Origin of the sequence: Chitinophaga varians (assembly GCF_014529945.1) — a bacterium.
GTDB lineage: Bacteria > Bacteroidota > Bacteroidia > Chitinophagales > Chitinophagaceae > Chitinophaga > Chitinophaga varians.
Genome location: NZ_JACVFB010000001.1, coordinates 1,780,598 through 1,800,560, shown reverse-complemented (window position 1 = coordinate 1,800,560; position 19,963 = coordinate 1,780,598). Strand labels below are relative to the sequence as shown.

Genomic DNA, 19,963 nt, shown 5'->3' with positions numbered 1-19,963 from the left:
AGACATGAAAAAATTATTGGTATCTCTTCTCTTTTGTACGGCCGGCGTATCGGTGATGGCCCAAAGAGCAAAAGTAAGCAGCGCAGATGAGAACCTGAAGAAACAAGATCTGGAGAAAGCCAAGGCAGATATCGATGCAGCGTTACAGAACGACAAGACTAAAAACGATGCAAAGACATGGCTGGTAAACGGCAAAATCCTCGAAGCCATGGGCACCAAACAAAAAAATGCCGGACTTGCCCTGGAAGCCTATAACTCTTTCAAAAAAGCGTTGGAAATTGATCCTAAAATGAAAGAAGCTATCCTGGAGATGAGCGGACCAATGTTCAATGTTTATGCCACAGTAGCTAACGCAGGTTATGGTTTCCTGAACGATCAGAAATGGGATTCTTCTCTGGTGGATTTCAAACATGCCTTCGAAATCGCTGAATACTATAACAGCAAAAACCTGGGCACCACTATCCCTACCGATACTGCACTGACTTTCTACACCGGTTACGCTGCTAACCAGGCTAATAAGAAAGATGATGCTTTCACCTTCCTGAAAAAAGCCGCTGACCTGCAATTCAAAGGCGAACCTGCACTGTACGTAGTACTGGGCCAGCTGTACGAAGAAAAAGGCGACCAGGCTAACTGGCTCAAAACCATCGAACAAGGTAAAGCTTTATTCCCTAAGGATAAACGCTTCAACGATATGGAAATGGCTTTCTACAGCAAAACCGGTAAAACCAACGAATTACTGTCTATGCTGGAAAAGAAAATGGCCGACAACCCTAAAGACGAAGCCGCTGTACTGGACTACGCTATCCGTGTTGACAACCTCGCTAATCCCCGCGATGAAAAAGGTAACGACGCACCCAAACCAGCTAACTACGAAGAGCTGATCGGTAAAGCGGAAGCCGCCTATAAAAAAGTACTGGAACTGAACGCCAGCGACGCTACTGCTAACTTCCAGCTGGGCGCACTGTACTTTAACAAAGCGGTGGTATACAACAAACAGCTCAATGAACTGGACAGCAAACAACAGACTTCTCCTAAAGCAAAAGAACTGCAAGGTAAAGTAGAAGGCCTCATGAATCAGGCATTGCCTTATTTTGAGAAAGCTGACGCCTCTTTCACGGCGAAAGCCAGCAGCCTGGATGCCGGCGACAAACAGACTTACGAAAGCTGCCTGTATGCGCTGCAGAAAATCTACGCTATCAAAAACCAGAACGCGAAAGTAGAAGAAGTGAGAAAGAAACTGGACGCACTGAAATAGTAAATAGCATATACATTATAATTGAGAAAAAGTCCGCCGGCAACGGCGGATTTTTTTTTTGTCCCAGGGCTGAAGCCCTGGGCGACATGGTGATTCAGGTGTCTTTATTCATGTAGACCAGGCGTAGCCGATGCATGCTCTTCAGGAAACAATCTTTAAAGTAATCCTATCATCGTTTAGGCTTTAATACAGGGCAGTAACGTGGATGCATTACCTGTAAAATACAAAGTGCTTAATCAGCAGGAAATTGAATCACATGGTAGCCCCGGGTGAATGGATATCAGGATCCATATATAAAAAGAATAGCTCCGGGGCTACCCGGAGCTATTCTTTAACTCAAACGCTGTATAATGGTGAATTAAGCAGCTTTTTTTGCAGCAGGCTTAGCTTCAGCTTTTTTGTGTTCGTGATGAGCTTTCTTAGTTGTGTCAGCAGCTGGTTTAGCTTCTGCTTTAGCTTCAGTTTTAGCTTTTTCTTTTTTAGCAGGTTTAGCAGCAGGAGCCTGTGCGAAAGAAGCAGCAGAAATGCCCAGTACCAGTGCAGCAGCGATAACTTTTTTCATGATGATTGTCTTTTTAAATGATTAAAGATGTTTTGTTCAGTATTGTGATGTAAAAATAATGCCGGTAACGACGCGGAAAGGGGAGGTTTCGGTGAACTGGTTATTACTGTCGTTGAAAAAGGAAAAATGAACGGTCGTATCGGGGGATGACCGGGTCAGATCGTGATATCAATGGCTTCCTGAATAGCCTGTAAACACAGCTGTTTCAGGGTATAGAACAGTTCGTTGGCCGTATCTGCGTTGTAGTTATTTTCATCGGTTTGTTCAAACTGTTCCAGGATAGGATAGAGGTGCGTTTCCAGCCCGGTAAAAGACACGGTTGTTTTGAGGTTATGCGCCGTGGCCCGTATGCTCACCGGATCATTGATAGAGATCGCATTTTTGAGCATGGCAAGGTCTTCGGGCAACTGTGTCACAAACTGCTGCAGCATGTTTTTTTCGAAGCCTTTATCGCCTTTGGAAAGGTCCCGCAGGTATTGCATATTCAGCAGATGGGCGTGCCCGTTTTCCGGTACATGGGTGGCTGATGGCAGCATCTCCCGGGAAGTGAACTTACCGGTATACACCTGGATCATACGGTACAACGTATTTTCATCTATCGGTTTGGAGATATAGTCGCTCATGCCCATCTGTAGGCATTTTTCCCGTTCACCTTCCATCGCGTGGGCTGTCATGGCAATGACGGGGATATTGGAATGCATGTCCTTACGGATTTTGGCAACGGCGGAATAGCCGTCCATTTCCGGCATTTGTATGTCCATGAGCACGAGGTCGAACACTTGTTTTTCCAGTGCCTGCAGCGCTTCTTTACCGTTGTTCACCACGCGGTATTGCAGCTGCCAGCTGCTGAGGAGATGGCGCAGCAGGTTTTGGTTCATGCGGTTGTCTTCCGCCACCAGTAGCCAGATATTGGGATGAATAGGAAGCTGGTCCTTTTCTGTGTATAACGCTTCTGTGTTTTCCGGCATCAATTCTCCCAGGGTGTAGGGCAGTTCTACTTTAAACGTAGTGCCTTTGCCGGGAGTGCTTTCCACAGAGATGAAACCATTCTGCAGCTCGATCAGTTGTTTGACGATGGTGAGACCAAGGCCTGTGCCGCCGTATTTGCGCGTGGTAGAGGCTTCTGCCTGATTAAACCGGTCGAAGATACTGTCCAGCTGAGCACCCTCAATACCGATACCGGTGTCACTAACGGTAAAGAGTAAACGAACATTTTTATCCTCGGCCCATGTCCTCGTTACGTGTATACGCACTTCCCCTTCAGGCGTGAATTTAATCGCGTTGCTGGTGAGGTTGACCAGCACCTGTGTGAGGCGCATGACATCGCCGTAGAGGATGTCCGGTACTTCTTCGTGTATGGTGATGCTCAGGTGCAGGTGTTTTTCCTCTGCCTTGGCATGGAAGAGCGTATCGATGGAATGCAGTACGCCGCGCAGGCTGAAAGAGGTAGCCTCAATGCGCATCATACCGGATTCTATTTTGGAGAGATCGAGGATATCATTGATGATCTCCAGGAGGTTATGTCCTGCGCCGGAGATGGCGTTAACATATTCTTTAGATTTTTCATTCAGCGGCTGGGCCTGTAGCAGGTGTGTGAAGCCGAGCACAGCGTTCATGGGCGTACGTATCTCATGGCTCATGTTGGCCAGGAACTGGTCTTTCACGGCAGCCAGATTTTTCTCCTGGCGCTGCGATTCATCCAGCGCCTCAATGAGCTGTTCCTGTCGGTGGATACGGCTGGTGATATACAGGAAGGCCAGCAGGCTGGTTAAACAGGCAAAGAGCACCAGTACGGTGCCCCAGCTCTGCGCTTTTTGTCCGCTGGTATCGATGAGACGGGTGGTGCGGTTTACTTCTGTTTGCCGCGTGGTGTCCAGCTGATGCAGAATGCCGGTGATCGCTTCTCCCAGCCTTTTACCCCGCTGGTTGTTGATCATTTTTTCAGCAGCGCTTTTACCACTGCTGTAGAAAGTGTCGAGGATCAGCAGGTTAAAATTGTTTTTCTCATCCACCAGATAATTGAGTTGGGTGAGCAGCTTTTCGGTGCTGTCGTTTTTAACAATTTTATTGATTTCCTTCAGATCGGATTTGATGATGGCTATCTCTATTTCAATACCGGTAACATGGGTGGTATCTTGGGAGATGACCGCGCCCCGTACCTTGCTGTCGGTTTTTGCGAGAGAGGTCTGCAGCTTCTGGATCTCGTTCTTCACGTTCAGTTCCTGCAGCAGCTGTTCATTGCCCGATATGAGTTTACGGATATTCTTGGCTGAATTGAACTGTAGCACTACGAATAAAATCATCCCTGTGATAAACAGGCCTAACAGGTAATATTTTATTCTTTTCGGCTGCATGACTTTATTAACGCTGATGAAGGAAAGGCGGTTCAAAATACGATAATAAAGGTCCGCACATATAAATTATTGTTCAACGGGCAATAGGTATCGGTCAAAACGGAGAAATGGTCGTTAAACTGTTAAAGAAAGTTTAATTTATTGTTGAGGGCTGCTTTATAGGTATCGGCGACCGGAATGGCGTTCTTTTGAATGATGATATTGCCATCTTCGATACTTTCTATTTTGTCCAGCGCCACCATATAGGAGCGGTGTACGCGCATGAACTTGTTGGCAGGCAGTTTTTCCTCCAGAGCTTTGAGGGTAGTATGAATGGCGTGAAACTTCTGTGCGGTGTAGAGTTTCACATAATCGCCCATGGCTTCCAGGAAGAGGATATCTTCTGTCCGGATTTTTTTGAGGATGCCATTGTCGCGGATGAAGACGAACTCTGTGTCAGACACCTGAATTTCGCGATGGTCGCTGTCGATGATCTCCCTGGCTTTTTCGATGGCCTGGATAAAGCGGGCGGGGCTCACGGGTTTGATGAGGTAATCGGCTACATTCAGCTCAAAAGCCTCTACCGCATAGTCTTTGTTGACCGTGGTAAAAATAATAACGGGTCGTTTTTTGCCCAGATTACGGGTCAGTTCAAGGCCGCTCATGCCCGGCATTTCGATGTCGAGCAGCAGCAGGTCTATTTTTTCCTTCTGGATAAGATTGTAGGCCTCCATGGCGCTGCTGCATTCGCCGGTCACATGCAGTTGTTCCACATGGCTGGCCAGCTGTTTCATGGCCGTGCGTGCGAGCTTATTATCGTCTACTATCAGGCAATTCATGTGGCTAATTTAGGAACAAATCATAATATAAAATCATCTGGCCCGCAACAGAGATGCAGTTTTTCCTATCACATTTTTCTTTTTAAGTTCTACATTTGCAGATATGAAATGGTTGATATACATGTTGAGCCTTTATATCCTGGTGTTGTCCTGCATTCCGTGCAATGACGCTCAGGCGGCCGCGGTATACCCTTCCACCGAAATAGCCACCGCCGACACCCATCATCATGAGGCAGCAGCCGATTTCTGCTCCCCGCTGTGTGTCTGCAGCTGCTGTAATGTACAGGTCACTCCCACGGCAGCTATTCATTTACCATATACCCATCGTCAGGTGCAGATCATATTCCCGGTATTACCGGAAGCACCGCTGCCATTGTTATACGCCTCTATCTGGCAACCTCCCCGGTTGTAATCTCCGTCCTTATTGTATCTGATGATGTGCTGATGTGATGCCGCCATGGCATGACCACAGCCACCATACCCTCTTTTTATTACATACCAACCTATTTATGCTGGATAAGATCATTCGTTTCTCTATCAGAAACAAGCTTATTGTAGGGATACTCACGCTTGCACTGGTCGTGTGGGGTATCTTCTCACTGACACGGCTACCCGTAGATGCGGTGCCTGATATTACGAATAACCAGGTGCAGGTCATCACCCTGTCGCCCTCACTGGCGGCGCAGGAAGTAGAACGCCTGATCACCTTCCCGATTGAACAGACCATGGCGGTGATACCGGAGCTGAAAGAAGTACGTTCCATTTCCCGTTTCGGCCTGTCGGTAGTCACCATCGTGTTTCATGATGATGTGGATATTTACTGGGCCCGCCAACAGGTGAACGAGAAGCTGGGCGAAGCTAAATCCAATATCCCGCCGGGTATCGGCATGCCGGAGATGTCGCCGATATCTTCCGGTTTGGGTGAAATCTATCAATATGTTGTCCACCCCGCGAAAGGCTACGAGAAAAAGTATGATGCCCGTGAACTGCGCACTATACAGGACTGGTACGTGCGGCGGCAGTTGCTTGGTACGCCGGGCATTGCAGAGGTGAACAGCTTCGGCGGTCTGCTAAAACAATATGAGGTAGCGCTCAACCCCGATAAATTGCGCAGCTATAATCTCAGTATCAGCGACGTGTTCACGGCATTGCAAAAAAACAACGAAAACACCGGTGGCGCCTACATCGATAAAAAACCCAATGCCTACTTTATCCGCAGCGAAGGACTGATAGGCAGTACTGCGGACATAGAGCGCATCGTGGTGAAGAACATTCCCAACGGGCTGCCCATTCTGATGCGGGACATCGGTACGGTGCAGATCGGAAGTGCTAACCGCTACGGCGCCCTCACCCGTAATGCCGACGGAGAGGCCGTTGGCGGCATCGTGATGATGCTGAAAGGCAAGAACTCCAATGAGGTAGTGAAGGCCGTGAAAGAACGGGTGGAGCAGATCCGAAAGACACTGCCGGAGGGAGTGGTCATAGAGCCGTTCCTTGACCGCAGCGACTTCGTAGGCCGTGCCATTGGCACCGTGGAAAAGAACCTGATAGAAGGCGCGCTCATCGTGATATTTGTGCTGGTGCTCTTTTTGGGCAACCTGCGCGCAGGCCTGATCGTGGCATCGGTGATACCGCTGGCGATGTTGTTTGCCATTGCCATGATGCAGCTATTCGGCGTATCGGGCAATCTGATGAGCCTCGGGGCTATTGACTTCGGCCTTATTGTGGACGGTGCGGTGATCATCGTGGAGGCCACGCTGCACCACCTGGTGAGCCGTGTGAAGGGGCGGGGCCCGGTGAAACTCACCCGTGAGGAGATGGATGAGGAAGTATATACCTCTGCTATCCGTATCCGTAGCTCGGCAGCTTTCGGGGAGATCATCATTCTTATTGTATATCTGCCTATCCTGGCGCTGGTAGGCATAGAAGGCAAGATGTTCCGGCCGATGGCGCAAACGGTGTCTTTCGCCATTCTGGGCGCCTTCATTTTGTCGCTCACCTACGTGCCGATGATGTCGGCCCTGTTCCTCAACCGCCGTATTTCGGACAAGCCTACTATCGCCGACAGGATCATGTCTTTCTTTCATCGTATATACGATCCCGTTATCCGCAGGGCGCTTACCCGTAAGGGCATCGTGACCAGCATCGCAGTAGCGTTGTTTGGCGTGGCGCTGGTACTGTTTGGCCGTATGGGCGGCGAGTTCATCCCCACCCTGGAAGAAGGTGATTTTGCGGTGGAAACCAGGCTGCTTACCGGTAGCTCTCTCTCTGAAACCATCGATAAGGTGGGCAAAGCATCAGATATCCTGATGAAAAAATTCCCGGAGGTAAAAGAAGTCATCGGTAAAATAGGCGCGGCGGAAATACCCACCGATCCCATGCCCATGGAAGCGTGTGACCTGACCATTCTGCTAAAGCCCAAGAAAGAATGGACCAGTGCCTCCAGCCGCGAAGAACTGGCTAACAAAATGCAGGAAGCGCTGGAAGCCATACCTGGCGTGAGCTTCGGCTTCTCTCAGCCGATACAGCTTCGCTTCAATGAACTGATCTCCGGCGTGCGGCAGGACGTAGGCATCAAAATATTTGGGGAAGACCTGCCAACCCTGGCATCGCTCGCACAAAAAATTGGTGGTATTGTGAGCCGCACGGAGGGCGCGCGTGACCTGTACGTGGAACAGATCGGCGGGCTGCAACAGATCGTAGTATCGATCAACAGAGACCGGATCGCTCAGTACGGACTGGATATCGCTACTGTGAACGAAGCTATCAACACGGCTTTTGCAGGGCAGAGCGCCGGACTGGTATATGAAGGCGAAAAACGGTTCGACCTCGTGGTGAGGCTGGACCAGCAAAGTCGCCGTGATATCCGGGATGTACAGGGACTGTATATTACGACCGCTTCCGGTAATCAGGTGCCGCTGCAACAGCTGGCCACCGTGGAAATGGCCACCGGTCCGAACCAGGTACAGCGTGAAGATGCCAAACGCCGTATCATCGTGGGCTTCAACGTTAGAGGGCGAGACATTGCCAGTGTGGTAAAAGATATAGAGGCCGCCATTGGTAAGGAGGTGAAGCTGCCGACCGGCTACTTTATCCGTTATGGCGGTCAGTTTGAGAACCTGCGGGAGGCCAATGCGCGTTTAGCCATTGCCGTGCCGATCGCCCTGTTGCTCATCTTCGCGCTGCTGTATTTCACTTTTAGCTCGGTGAAACAGTCGCTGCTCATTTTTACCGCTATCCCTATGGCCGCCATCGGTGGTGTGTTCGCCCTGCTGCTGCGGGGTATGCCGTTCAGCATCTCTGCCGGCGTGGGCTTCATTGCCCTGTTTGGTGTGGCCGTGCTTAACGGGATTGTGCTGATAGGGGAGTTTAACCGGCTAAAAAAAGACGGGCTTACTGACCTGCAGGAAATAGTACTGCAAGGCACCGCCACGCGTTTGCGGCCGGTACTGATGACCGCCATGGTGGCGTCTTTGGGCTTCCTGCCGATGGCGCTGGCCACCAGCGCGGGCGCAGAAGTGCAGCGACCGCTGGCTACCGTAGTGATCGGAGGGTTGATCACTTCCACGTTGCTCACCCTGCTGGTATTGCCCTGCCTGTATATCTATTCTGAAAAATTATTCCAAAAGCGTAACTCATGAATTTCCGTATAATCATATGCCTGCTATTTCCGATAGCGGCATTTTCCCAATCACAGCCACTCACGATGGAGCAGGCGGTACAACTGGCATTGGCCCAGAACAAAGGACTGCAGTCAGCCTCCGCCAATGTGGCCTATTACAAAGACCTGACCCGCGCCGCCGGGGAAGTGCCTAAGACAGACCTATCCCTGCAATATGGGCAATATAACAGCTATGTGCGCAATGACAACAATATCAGCGTATCGCAGAGCATTCCGTTCCCAACGCTGTTTGGGGCCAGAAAAGCACTGGGCCAGGCACAAACCGAAAAAGCCGTGTGGCAGAAAGCTGCCACACAAAATGATCTGGTGTTCCAGGTAAAACAGGTGTATGTGCAGCTGTTGTTCCTGCGCGAACAGCGCGCGCTGCTTCACAGCCAGGACAGCCTGTTTACCAGCTTTTCGCGTAGTGCCGACCTGCGTTATAAAACCGGCGAAAGCAGACTGATAGAAAAAACAGCTGCAGAAGTACGTGTGCAGGAAATACGCAACCTGCTGCGGCAGAACGAAGCCGATGAAACCATTTTTATGGCGAGACTACAGGCTTTGTTGGGCAGCGCTACACCGGTGACAATTGCCGGTGCCGCCATTCCCGCGGCTAACGTAAGCATGCAGGAAGACGCTCAGGCCATTGCCGACAATCCACAATTGCAGTTTGCCAAACAGGATATTGCCATTGCAGAGAAGCAGAAGAATGTCATCAGTAACAGTATCCTGCCGGACCTTACCGTTGGATATTTTAACCAGTCGCTGATCGGTACCGGCCTGAATGCTTCCGGTACGCCGCTGGCCACTGGCAGCAACCGTTTCCAGGGCTTTCAGGTAGGACTGGCATTGCCGCTATGGCTCGGCCCTATGAAGGCGCGTGTGCGGGCAGAAGAAAAACAACAGCAGGCTGCCGGGCTGTTTTATGACAACAGCGTGATGCAGATGAAAAGCCAATACAGGCAGGCCGTTCAGGAGTTTGTGAAGCTGCGCAACAGCCTCGAATATTATACCGGCAATGCCTTGCCTAATGCCGACCAGTTACAGCAGCAGACCGTGAAATCCTTTACGCTCGGAGATATTGGCTATGCCGAGTATTTCCTGAACCTGGAAAAAGTAATGGCAGTAAGACAAGGTTATCTGCAAACACGACATGACATCAAACAATCTGAATTATATATCGCTTACCTCAGTGGGCATCAACTTTAAAACCAACCTCGTATGAAAAAACGTTCATCTCATATATACGTAGCCGTTATCCTGTTGTTGGCCGGCGTGGCCCTGGCGTCCTGCGGCAGTAAAAAAGCACCTGCGGAAAAACAAACCGAAGAACATGATCATGAAGAAGCGGAGAATACTGTGACCCTCACCGGCGAACAGTTCAAAACAGCCGGTATTACATTCGGGCTTCCGGAAAAAAGGGACATCAGCAGCGCAATTAAAGTGAACGGGCTGCTGGACGTGCCACCCCAACAGGCTGTAAGCGTGTCTGTACCTATGGGCGGCTTTATCCGTCAGACGACCATGTTGCAGGGTATGCCGGTGAAAAAAGGACAGGTGCTTGCCGTGCTGGAGAATATGGACTACATCCAGTTGCAGCAGGACTATCTGGATGCCCGCAGCCAGCTGGAATACGCATCTACAGAATATACGCGTCAACAGGAACTGTCCAGGGAGAATGTGAATGCGTTGAAGACCGTGCAGCAGGCTAAAGCCACCTATGAGTCGTTACAGGCCAGGGTAAAGGGTTTGCGCGAAAAACTCACGCTGATCAACATAAACCTGGCTGCGCTGGAAAAGGGCACTATCCAGCGCAGCATCAGTGTATATGCGCCTATTAGCGGATATGTGACACAGGTGAATGTGAACCTCGGGCAGTTTGTGAATCCGGCGGACGTGCTTTTCCGCATCGTGAACACGGAGCATCTGCACGCTGAGCTGACTGTTTTTGAAAAAGACATTCCCCGGTTGAAGATCGGACAGCCGGTGCGTTTTACGCTCGCCAATGAAACGAGGCAGCGTACCGCCACCGTGCACCTGATCGGACGGGAAATAAGCCAGGAGCGGACGGTGAGGGTACATTGCCATCTGGAAGAAGAAGATACGCAGTTATTGCCCGGTACTTATCTGCAGGCTATGATAGAAGCCGGCGCCGCCAACGTACAGGCGTTGCCGGAAGCAGCAGTGGTGAACTTCGAAAATAAAGCCTATGTGTTTGTGAAAGACTCCACCGGCACCGACAGCACTTTTCATTTCAAAATGCTGGAAGTGCAGCAGGGGAGCAGTGAGCAGGGATATACTGAAGTCACCTTTCCTGATGGTGCACCAGCCAAAGAGATTGTGGTTAAAGGAGCATATGACCTCCTGGCCAAAATGAAGAACAGCGGGGAAGAACACGGACACTAAGGTTACTTTACATGATACGACAAAAGCCCGGACATCCGGGCTTTTGTCGTATATTCCGGAAACAAATGCTCCCTGATACGATGAAACAATTTCTTTTATCCGGTTGGCTGATTTTACTGCTATCTACCGTGAAAGCACAAACGCCGACAGCTGCTGATTTCCCAAAGCTCCATTGGCTGGAAGGCACCTGAACCAAAAAAATGTCCAGGCCCGATAGGTCCGGATTGGAACGTTGGGAGCGGTTGTCGCCCTCTTCTCTGAAGGGCATTGGTGTGACGATGAAAGGGAAGGATACCCTTTTTGTTGAAGGACTGCAATTGCAGACAAAAGAAAACGCCCTGTACTATGTGGCCGATGTGGCGGAAAACAAAGGCCTCGTCTGGTTTAAGATAACCGCCATCGACGCAGAAGGCTTCACCTGTGAAGACCCGGAGCATGATTTCCCGAAGAAGATCGTATATGCCAGAACAGGAGATCAATTGAAGGTGACTATTTCCGGTGATGGTAAATCGATCGATTTTTTCTTTGAGAAGAAAATGTAATTATTTCCAGTAGGTCGTGGCCAGATGTCTCAAAAGTCCGGTGAACAGCTTTACTTGTCCGGGTTGCGTATAGGCATGGAACTGGTCATGCGTAGTATGAAATCCCATATAAAATAGCCACCATCCCACAGCGAGATAAGGTAATACTTCCAACTCCCTGCTGTCTAATGAACGATGTTGCCGATAGGCATTCAGCAGGATATCGAACTGCTCATCCGCCACTTGCTGGGTCATTCTTTTGGTATAGACTTCCAGCGCAAGATACTGCCAGAAGGATGCCAGGTCATTCGCCAGCCAGCCATATCCCATAAAATCGAAATCGAAAAGCGTGACGGTACTCTCCCCGAAGTGCATGTTTTTCGGAAGAAAATCGAAGTGACAATATCCCATCGACAAGCCGTTCACCAGGGATAGTTTTTTTACAGCTTCTCCGACAGCCTGCTGCAGCCAGGTGTAGTCTTCCGGACTGCCGGCAAAAGCAGGCTTCAGCATTTCCAGCGGGCGAACAAACATGGTATCACTATTAAATGTCCATCTGTCTTTTCCCAGGTCTATCGCGGATGATACGTTATGAAAACGCGCCATTTCGTTTCCTAAAAGACGCAGTTGGTCTTCATTGGGAAGCCTTACCGCCTGCCCCTGCGCATAGCTGAATAATACAGCACATCTTTCTCCTTCCACTGCGTCCAATAGCTGAATATTTTCTCCCGAAACATCTGGAATGGGCCAGGATACTGATACTGCAGCGGCTTTCAGCGCCAGTAGCAATGTTACTTCCTCTTTTATTTGTGACAGGCTGCGGTGGGAGGAACGATAAACCCGGAGTATAAAACGGTTGTCCGCTGTTTCGGCCAGATAGGTATCGCCAACGCCGCGGACCAGTAGTTTGCATTGGACATGTCCGAGCGCGTATTTTTCGGAGAGGAAAGAGGATAAGGCGTCAGGGCAGAGGGTCGAATAAGTGGCAGGGAAAACTGTTTTCATCTCATGAAGATAACTGTTTTTCGTTTTTTTGCCCTGGCGATACATGTGATAAATAGATAATTATATATAATTACATATATTTGAAATATATAATTAATAAGATGATGTCCTATATCAGATCAGTTGTTTGGTTATGCTTATTGTTTATCCCTGCCAGTCTGTACGCACAAGTACCCATTGTAACCCTGGGACCTGCTGTGGCAGAGCCTTTGGACGGATGGGATAAACTGATGCAGTTAAAGAACGGCAACACCTTCTGGTTACATTTTTCCAAAAAAGAGGGGTTGAGGGTGACCGTATACAACCCCAAACATGAGCAGGTAGCCGCCGATTCGGTGGCTGGCAGTCTGTGGAATGCTGCAGATCTGGAATCTACCGAAATAGATGGTATCTATGAAATTAATGGTCAGCCGGTGATCTTTCTACAGCAACTGGTGAAATATGTGCCGGTCTTTTTCCGGTTGGTGCTGGACCCGCAAACAGGAAAAATGCTAAGGGAGGATAAACTGGGAGAACTGGCCTCCGTGCAGCATCGCAGTGTATACGTGCAGGAGAATCTGGCCTCGCACGACTGTTATGTGGAGAAAGACCCTGACAGCGACTACTACGCAGTAGCCTTTTTTAATGGCGCGGAGATACAACGTAATGACAGCATCCGGGAACGTATCCGGGTGATGCATTTCTCCCCGTCACATGAACTGCTCCATACCGGGTTTTATTATCTGCCGGATACAGCGTATAACTATTTCAGTTATATCAACCTGTCGGTACGCGGTAAAGATAAGGTGTACCTAAGCACGGTAGGTTTTAATGCCAAAAGGAAAGGCAGCGAGCCCTGGTCTAAGGTCATCTTCTCTGCGCTGTCGCCCGATTCGGCCACCTTTGCGCATCACGTGCTCGACTATACGGCCAACTTCAGCGACGTAAGTGGTTATCAGCAGTATCTGTCGGCCCGCGATGAAGTGAAGTTATTGTTGTACGTACCGGGGCAGCGGTCAGACGGCAGCAGCGGCATCTTTCTGAATACCCTGTTATCTTCCGGCAAGCTGCGTAAACACCAGCAGCTGTCGTTTCCGGAGTTGGGAAAGAACGTGCAGATGAACCTCGGTTATAAAGAAGACTATAAAGGTGCGCCGCAGCGCATCTACTGGCAGCCGGACGGCAGCGGCACGCTGCTGCTGGAAACCCTTACCCGCTACAAACAAGGTAATACGCAGATCAATAAGCTGCATACCAATATGGGCGACATCGGCGTGGCCCTGCTGGATTCCAGCGGCCGGGAAAATGAAACCCTGGCCGTGTCTAAATACCAATCGATCACCGGTGTTTGTGAGCCCTTTTCGTTGCATCGCAGAATGAAGAGTGAGTGGGTGTTTCGTAACAAGATCGCTGCGCTGAATACCAACACCTATCTTTCCTACGATTACGTTAATATTCCTAACGCCACGTTTGTGTTGTTCAATGATTACCTGCAATATCTCGATACCGGCGGGCAGGACAAAGTGAAGAAACCGCTGAAATATGTGGCAGACGCCAATTTCGTTTGTTACCGGTTTTATAACGGTAAGATGGAGCGGCTCTTCCTGTTTGGAATGCCGGAGGTGACCAAAGGATACTATTGTATGATGGGTGCGTCTCACTATGACAGTACGCAACGTGTATACACTACCGTGATGATCAGCCGTAAAGGCACAGAAAAACAAGCCTGTGTGGCCTGGATACAATTCTAACTATCAGGCGGAGGTATAGCCTTCGGGGAGAACGCCCAGCCGGAACTGGTTGACCGCATTATGTGCCAGCCGCGTAGGTTCCGGCAGCCGGTGTTTCCGTACGCATTGTTCCACCAGTGACAAGCTTCCCGCCACATCAATCAGGTGTCCGGGGGAGACGAAGATGGGTTTTACCTTTTGTTTGCTGCGCAGCACAGTGCCGATAACAGCACCCTGTTTATCTGTCAGCGGGGTATGCGCGCCTTTTTCTTCTCCGGGTTCTTCATAGTGGCCGTATAACTTTTTCTTGGCGCTGCCAACCGTCACCTGTCCGGCCAGTACCCCGAAATGGGAGGCGATGCCCATACGCCGCGGATGAGCGATACCATGGCCATCCACCACGAGCACGTCCGGTTTCCGGGGCAGTTGTTGCCAGGCATCCAGCAGCGCGGGCACTTCCCGGAAAGCCAGGAACCCCGGCACATAAGGGAAGGTCACTTCTTTGACTACCAGGCTGTAGCCCACCGGTTCGAGGCTGGGGAACCGCATCAAAACAATTCCTGCGTATACGGTAGTGCTGAACTTATTAAAGGAGATATCGGCTCCGGCGATGAGCTGTATTTTCCCGTTGAAGGGCGCCGTGATCACTTCTTTGCGCATCTCCTGCTGCAGCAGGGTCGCTTCGGGTACCGTGAGGGTGTTGTAGTCTTTCATGAATTTCCGCTGTTGCATCAGAATAAAGATAGTTGTTCCCCGTCTTTCGGCGGGGCCGCTTTACCAAACACGGTACGTCCGCCATACTTCCACGAGTCCCTTTTTTCCCGTTCTATCACCTTTTCGAAATTAGCGTTGGGCTCAAAATCCTGTTCTATTTGTTGGGACAGAACAGACAGTTTGCGGATGGCCTCCTGTTTGTCGGTATGGCCTATTTTAGCCTTGTTGAGCGCGTCCCGCAGTGTTTCGATTGTTTCATCATAGATCCGGGTAGGCACCGGGAACGGATGTCCGTCTTTTCCGCCATGAGCGAAGGAAAACCGTGCCGGATCTTCGAAACGGGAGGGAGTACCGTGTATCACTTCACTGACAAGGGTGAGGGACTGTAACGTTCGCGGGCCTACGCCTTCCAGCATCAGCAGGGATTCAAAATTAGCGGGATGTACGTCGTGTGCCAGCGCCAGCACGCTGCCGAGGCGTTTCAGGTTCACATTTTCCGCGCGTACATCATGATGGGAAGGCATGACGAGGTTGCGTATTTCGGGCAGCAGCTGTGCCGGCTTTTCCTCCAGCAATTGCATGATGCCACTTTTAGTGGAAGCGGCCTGCGTATCGGTAAGATTGAGGATCATGCCCTGATTGCGGCCGTAGATAAAAGTATGGGGCGCTTCCGTGTAGGAGGTGAATGCTGTGGAATGCCAGTGATAGCGGCGCGCCATGCTGCTGGCATCGTTCATGCCCTGTTGTACCACGGCCCAGTCGCCGTCCGTCGATAAAATGAAAGAGTGGAGATACAGCTGAAAACCGTCCTGGATAGCGGTGTTGTCTACCTTGGCGGTAAGTTTACTGCTGTGTACCAGCTGCTCGCCGGGCAGCCCGGTTTTTTCGGCAATGCGCATCAGTTCAGCCGGCGTTTCGCGGCTGTGGCGGCCTTTGCCTCCGCAGATATAAATACCCAGTTCCTGAGAGCGGGGATTGATGGCTTTTTTCAATGCGCCCATGACGCTGGTCGTGATACCGGAGGAATGCCAGTCCATGCCCAGCACGCATCCCAGCGCCTGAAACCAGCAGGGGTCGCTCAACCGCCTTATTACTTCACTTTTACCGTAGTCTGTCACAATTGCCTCTACGATAGCGCCACCCAGAAGGGCCATGCGTTTGGCCAGCCAGGGCGGTACGTGACCGTAATGTAAAGGCATGTCTGCATAAGAAGGCATAATATTGTTAAAGTGGATTTAGTTGTACCTGAAATTGTGAGATATGTTTGTTCTGTAGCAAAAATTCATCTAATTGTTCCATTTTGCTACGGTTTCCCCGGACTGTGTAATTGACTTCAATCAACGCTTCTTTCCGGACGATCAACATTCGTTTATATTTTAAGCCAAAAGAGTTGAGAACACCTTCCACATCTATCTGCGGTAATTTCTCTTCATGAAAGTATATCGTGTAGTAACGTTTGTCATTGATTTCTGCGATGCTTTTTTCGCTGAACTCCATCAGAATAAGTACGATCAAAGCGCCTGCCAGTCCGCCTACCGCCAGTACATACTGGCTCATGCCGATGGCCATGCCAAGTGCTGCTGCGATCCAGATAGAGGCTGCGGTGGTGATGCCGTCGATCGTAAAATCGTTTTTAAAGATAACCCCTGCACCGATGAAACCCACGCCGGTAAGGATATTGGAGGCCACGCGGTCCGGGCTGTTGGGATATCCCAGTTCAGCAGAGAGAATAGTGAAAATAGCGCTGCTTAAGCAGATCAGCGTCATGGTACGCATACCTGCGGCTTTCCGTTTGTACTCCCGCTCGAGGCCTAATATAGCGCCTATCAGCAGGGCAACGCATACTTTCAGTATCTGGTCTTCCTGAATAATTTGTAAAACGTGTTTCATATCAGTGGGGAAATATCTTCTTACAAATGTAAGGGTTGGCACAATTCTTTCCTGCAGGATGTCAATTAAGACAATAAATACCTGCCATATGAAGCCTTTCGTATATAAATTTTTTATGGTAGCCTGCGTTACAGGAGTGCTGTGTATACTTTTATTTGCCTGTAACAGTAGCAAGGAAGCTTCCAGAGAAGCCGATTCCGCTGCTGTGTCCATTCCCAAAGTAGACAGCACCAGCGTCATACCTGTGGACACCGCCCTGACCAAACCGGATACTTTACGCCAGTAAGTAGTTTAATCCGGGTGAAGCTTGTTATACCATGGAACTGTTTACTTCACCCTTTAAACACTGGACCATGAGAGTATCTTATCTGCTGCTGGTTGCCGGCATATCGGCTGCCATGCTGACGGCCTGTGGCAACGGCGCACAAAACAACAACCAGGATTCGATGAACCTGAACAACAGCGGCACCACAGACACCGCCGCTATCATTCCGGACACCGCACCAGCGGCACAGACGCCTCCAGGAGCTATCAATCCGGGCGAAGATTCAGCCCGCTTCGGCACCGGGGCCGGTGATTCCTCCAAAAATCCGGGGCACAAATCGCAATAAGCCGGTTGCCCTTAACAATGCCTTACTACGGAATAAAATTATTTTATCCGAAGTAAGGCATTTCTTAATGCAATATATTTGTGTGTAGTTCGTCCCCATTAACAAAGTATATATCCTAATGCAAAATGAAACCACGGCCGTCGTCCCGGCACCCAAACCAAATCTGACATGGACGTCCCTTAAAAAGACCTTCCGTTTATTCCGTTACGTAAAACCTTACTGGGGTGAATTTGCTCTGGGACTGGCCTTTTTGTTGATATCCAGCCTTGCAGGACTCGCATTTCCCCGTTTGCTGGGCGATCTGGTGGATCCTAAAAGTACGGCAGACCTGCTTCATGGCCTTAATAAGGCCGGACTCATGTTGGTGACTGTACTGGTAGCGCAGGCCATTTTCTCTTTCTTCCGGACCGTTCTTTTTGTGAATGTGTCCGAAAAGACGCTGGCTGCGCTGCGGCAGCATGTATACAGCCATATGATCAAACTGCCTATGCGGTTTTTCCTCGAGAGAAGGGTGGGAGAGCTGACCAGTCGTATTTCTTCCGATATTTCCCTGTTACAGGACACCTTTACCACTACGCTGGCAGAATTTATCCGTCAGATGATCATCGTCATCGGCGGGGTGATCATCCTGCTGGTGACCTCCTGGCAATTGACCGCCTTTATGCTGGCTATTCTGCCCATTATGATGGTGGCAGCGGTATTCTTCGGTAAGTTCATCCGCCGCTTTTCCAAACAGGTGCAGACACAGGTGGCAGCAGCCAATACGGTGGTGGAAGAAACGCTGCAGGGGATTATCAATGTAAAGGCTTTTGCCAACGAACAGTTTGAAATAGCCCGCTACCGACAGCGTACGAATGAGGCGGCCCGCATCGGCATGAAAAGCGGTAAATTCCGCGGGGCCTTTTCTTCCTTTATTATCCTGGGTATTTTCGGCGCGCTGGTGGCGGTGATCTGGAGAGGAGTGTCTATGGGCATTGGCACGCCGCAACTGCTGTCATTTATCCTTTACTCTGTATTTATCGGCGGCTCCATAGCGGGACTGGCTGAGATATATACCAGCCTGCAAAAAAGTATCGGCGCTACGGAGAACCTGCTGGAGATACTGGACGAACCGGAAGAAGCTATTACGCCAATAACGCAGATAGCACCGGGCGATCAGCTCGATGGGCAGATCTCTTTCCGTAACATCTCTTTCCATTACCCTTCCCGGCCAGACCTGACCATTCTCAAAGATGTCTCCTTTGATGTGGAGGAAGACCAGAAAGTGGCGTTGGTAGGCCCCAGCGGCGCAGGTAAGAGCACCATCGTATCATTGCTGCTGCGCCTTTATGAGCCTACGGAAGGCCGCGTGTTGTACGACGGCAAGCCGGGTGCTTCCATACCGCTGTCGGTGCTCCGCTCACAAATGGCGGTGGTGCCACAGGACGTATTCCTTTTCGGCGGCACCATCCGGGAGAACATCGCTTATGGTAAACCTGATGCCACAGAGGACGAAATAGAAGCCGCCGCCCGTAAGGCCAATGCCTGGGAGTTTATCAAAAATTTCCCGCTGGGACTGGAAACGATCGTGGGTGAAAGGGGAATTCAGCTGTCGGGTGGACAGCGCCAGCGTATCGCTATCGCGAGAGCGGTGCTCAAAAATCCGCGTATCCTTATCCTGGACGAGGCTACGTCCGCGCTGGACTCTGAATCAGAAAGACTGGTGCAGGACGCGCTGGACAAACTGATGGAAGGCCGCACCTCCATCGTTATCGCCCACCGCCTCTCCACTATCCGGCAGGCAGACAAAATTATTGTACTGGATAAAGGCAATATTGTGGAACAAGGTACCCATACTGAGTTGATCGGTGTAGATGGTGGCCTGTACCGCATGCTGAGCGAAATGCAGTTTAGCCATTAACATATGCCCGGGGCAGGAGCCCCGGGCCACAGAATCGGCCTACATATAGGGCTTCATCTCTTCGTCAATATCTTTCCGGAGGTCCATTAGTTTTTTAGCATAACTCTCCATACTGATCTCATTAGCCGTACGCGGTGTCCATTTGGGCACCGGTATGGTTTTACCATTATCATCTACCGCGGCAAATACCATGACACAGTGTGTGGTCTTTTGCTTATGCTGCTGCCGGGGATTACCGGCAAAAACATCAATGGAAATATGCATACTGGTATTACCTGTATAGATGATAGTGGCGGTGATCTCCACCAGATCGCCAATGGCAATTGGTTTAAAAAAACGAATACCACCCACATATACCGTCACCGCATATTGTCCGCTCCAATTGGCCGCACAGGTATATCCTGCCTGGTCAATCCATTTCATCACGGAGCCGCCGTGTACTTTGCCGCCGAAGTTAACGTCAGAAGGTTCGGCGAGGAAACGCAGGGTAATAGTATGATAAATAGAGTCCATGTAGCTTGATTTGTTCCCGCAAAGAAACAAAGTACTAT

Annotated in this window: 18 protein-coding genes; 10 read left to right on the top strand and 8 right to left on the bottom strand. The window is 50.2% G+C overall.

The features are described 5' to 3' along the window. The first annotated feature begins 4 nt into the window (after positions 1 to 4). Entirely contained in the window at positions 5 to 1,258 is a 1,254-nt protein-coding gene (locus ICL55_RS06905; RefSeq protein WP_188095297.1) for a tetratricopeptide repeat protein, read from the top strand. Between the two features lie 358 nt (positions 1,259 to 1,616). On the opposite strand, the gene ICL55_RS06900 is transcribed toward ICL55_RS06905, so the two are convergent. The 3 genes from ICL55_RS06900 to ICL55_RS06890 form a co-directional block, all read right to left on the bottom strand. Beyond that, complete coding sequence (locus tag ICL55_RS06900) at positions 1,617 to 1,820, bottom strand: acid-shock protein (protein WP_188095295.1); 204 nt, start codon at positions 1,818 to 1,820, stop codon at positions 1,617 to 1,619. A gap of 155 nt (positions 1,821 to 1,975) precedes the next feature. Beyond that, positions 1,976 to 4,210 (bottom strand): ATP-binding protein, encoded by a 2,235-nt coding sequence (locus ICL55_RS06895; protein WP_188095292.1) that lies wholly within the window; start codon positions 4,208 to 4,210, stop codon positions 1,976 to 1,978. An 86-nt stretch (positions 4,211 to 4,296) separates the two neighbouring features. Beyond that, a complete protein-coding gene (locus ICL55_RS06890) occupies positions 4,297 to 4,992 on the bottom strand; it encodes a LytR/AlgR family response regulator transcription factor (RefSeq protein ID WP_188095290.1) in 696 nt (231 codons plus the stop codon). A gap of 103 nt (positions 4,993 to 5,095) precedes the next feature. On the opposite strand from ICL55_RS06890, the gene ICL55_RS06885 reads away from it, so the two are divergent. The 5 genes from ICL55_RS06885 to ICL55_RS06870 all read left to right on the top strand — a co-directional run bounded on the left by ICL55_RS06885 (position 5,096) and on the right by ICL55_RS06870 (position 11,604). After that, positions 5,096 to 5,404, top strand: coding sequence for a DUF6660 family protein (locus ICL55_RS06885; RefSeq protein WP_188095288.1), 309 nt, complete (start codon positions 5,096 to 5,098; stop codon positions 5,402 to 5,404). Positions 5,405 to 5,501: 97 nt separating this feature from the next. Continuing rightward, the gene (locus ICL55_RS06880) at positions 5,502 to 8,633 is read left to right on the top strand and encodes an efflux RND transporter permease subunit (RefSeq protein ID WP_246496163.1); all 3,132 of its coding nucleotides are present in this window, start codon (positions 5,502 to 5,504) and stop codon (positions 8,631 to 8,633) included. Next, a complete protein-coding gene (locus ICL55_RS35180) occupies positions 8,630 to 9,865 on the top strand; it encodes a TolC family protein (RefSeq protein ID WP_246496162.1) in 1,236 nt (411 codons plus the stop codon). Before ICL55_RS06880 ends, ICL55_RS35180 begins: the two co-directional genes overlap by 4 nt. A gap of 12 nt (positions 9,866 to 9,877) precedes the next feature. Continuing rightward, on the top strand, positions 9,878 to 11,062 hold the full coding sequence (locus tag ICL55_RS06875; protein ID WP_188095286.1) for an efflux RND transporter periplasmic adaptor subunit: 1,185 nt from the start codon (positions 9,878 to 9,880) through the stop codon (positions 11,060 to 11,062). A 200-nt stretch (positions 11,063 to 11,262) separates the two neighbouring features. Next, positions 11,263 to 11,604, top strand: coding sequence for a DUF6265 family protein (locus ICL55_RS06870; RefSeq protein ID WP_188095284.1), 342 nt, complete (start codon positions 11,263 to 11,265; stop codon positions 11,602 to 11,604). On the opposite strand, the gene ICL55_RS06865 is transcribed toward ICL55_RS06870, so the two are convergent. Beyond that, on the bottom strand, positions 11,605 to 12,588 hold the full coding sequence (locus ICL55_RS06865) for a phosphotransferase enzyme family protein (RefSeq protein ID WP_188095283.1): 984 nt from the start codon (positions 12,586 to 12,588) through the stop codon (positions 11,605 to 11,607). Positions 12,589 to 12,689: 101 nt separating this feature from the next. Between ICL55_RS06865 and ICL55_RS06860 the strand changes: the two genes are divergently transcribed. Continuing rightward, complete coding sequence (locus ICL55_RS06860; protein ID WP_188095277.1) at positions 12,690 to 14,318, top strand: hypothetical protein; 1,629 nt, start codon at positions 12,690 to 12,692, stop codon at positions 14,316 to 14,318. 3 nt (positions 14,319 to 14,321) lie between these two features. On the opposite strand, the gene nfi is transcribed toward ICL55_RS06860, so the two are convergent. From nfi to ICL55_RS06845, 3 genes are read right to left on the bottom strand one after another with little or no spacing between them, the layout of a single operon-like run. After that, positions 14,322 to 15,029: a deoxyribonuclease V gene (gene nfi / locus ICL55_RS06855; protein WP_188095276.1), complete on the bottom strand. Its 708-nt coding sequence runs from the start codon at positions 15,027 to 15,029 to the stop codon at positions 14,322 to 14,324. Continuing rightward, on the bottom strand, positions 15,029 to 16,228 hold the full coding sequence (locus ICL55_RS06850; protein ID WP_188095275.1) for a DUF763 domain-containing protein: 1,200 nt from the start codon (positions 16,226 to 16,228) through the stop codon (positions 15,029 to 15,031). Before ICL55_RS06850 ends, nfi begins: the two co-directional genes overlap by 1 nt. 7 nt (positions 16,229 to 16,235) lie before the next feature. Then, a complete protein-coding gene (locus tag ICL55_RS06845; protein WP_188095274.1) occupies positions 16,236 to 16,901 on the bottom strand; it encodes an MgtC/SapB family protein in 666 nt (221 codons plus the stop codon). An 88-nt stretch (positions 16,902 to 16,989) separates the two neighbouring features. Here ICL55_RS06845 and ICL55_RS06840 point away from each other — a divergent pair, with 88 nt between their 5' ends. The 3 genes from ICL55_RS06840 to ICL55_RS06830 all read left to right on the top strand — a co-directional run bounded on the left by ICL55_RS06840 (position 16,990) and on the right by ICL55_RS06830 (position 19,412). After that, complete coding sequence (locus ICL55_RS06840) at positions 16,990 to 17,187, top strand: hypothetical protein (protein WP_188095273.1); 198 nt, start codon at positions 16,990 to 16,992, stop codon at positions 17,185 to 17,187. A 67-nt stretch (positions 17,188 to 17,254) separates the two neighbouring features. Next, a complete protein-coding gene (locus ICL55_RS06835; RefSeq protein ID WP_188095272.1) occupies positions 17,255 to 17,512 on the top strand; it encodes a hypothetical protein in 258 nt (85 codons plus the stop codon). 118 nt (positions 17,513 to 17,630) lie between these two features. Beyond that, the gene (locus ICL55_RS06830; protein WP_188095271.1) at positions 17,631 to 19,412 is read left to right on the top strand and encodes an ABC transporter ATP-binding protein; all 1,782 of its coding nucleotides are present in this window, start codon (positions 17,631 to 17,633) and stop codon (positions 19,410 to 19,412) included. 39 nt (positions 19,413 to 19,451) lie between these two features. On the opposite strand, the gene ICL55_RS06825 is transcribed toward ICL55_RS06830, so the two are convergent. Next, positions 19,452 to 19,925, bottom strand: a complete 474-nt coding sequence (locus tag ICL55_RS06825) for an acyl-CoA thioesterase (protein ID WP_078672521.1) — start codon at positions 19,923 to 19,925, stop codon at positions 19,452 to 19,454. Positions 19,926 to 19,963: the final 38 nt, after the last annotated feature.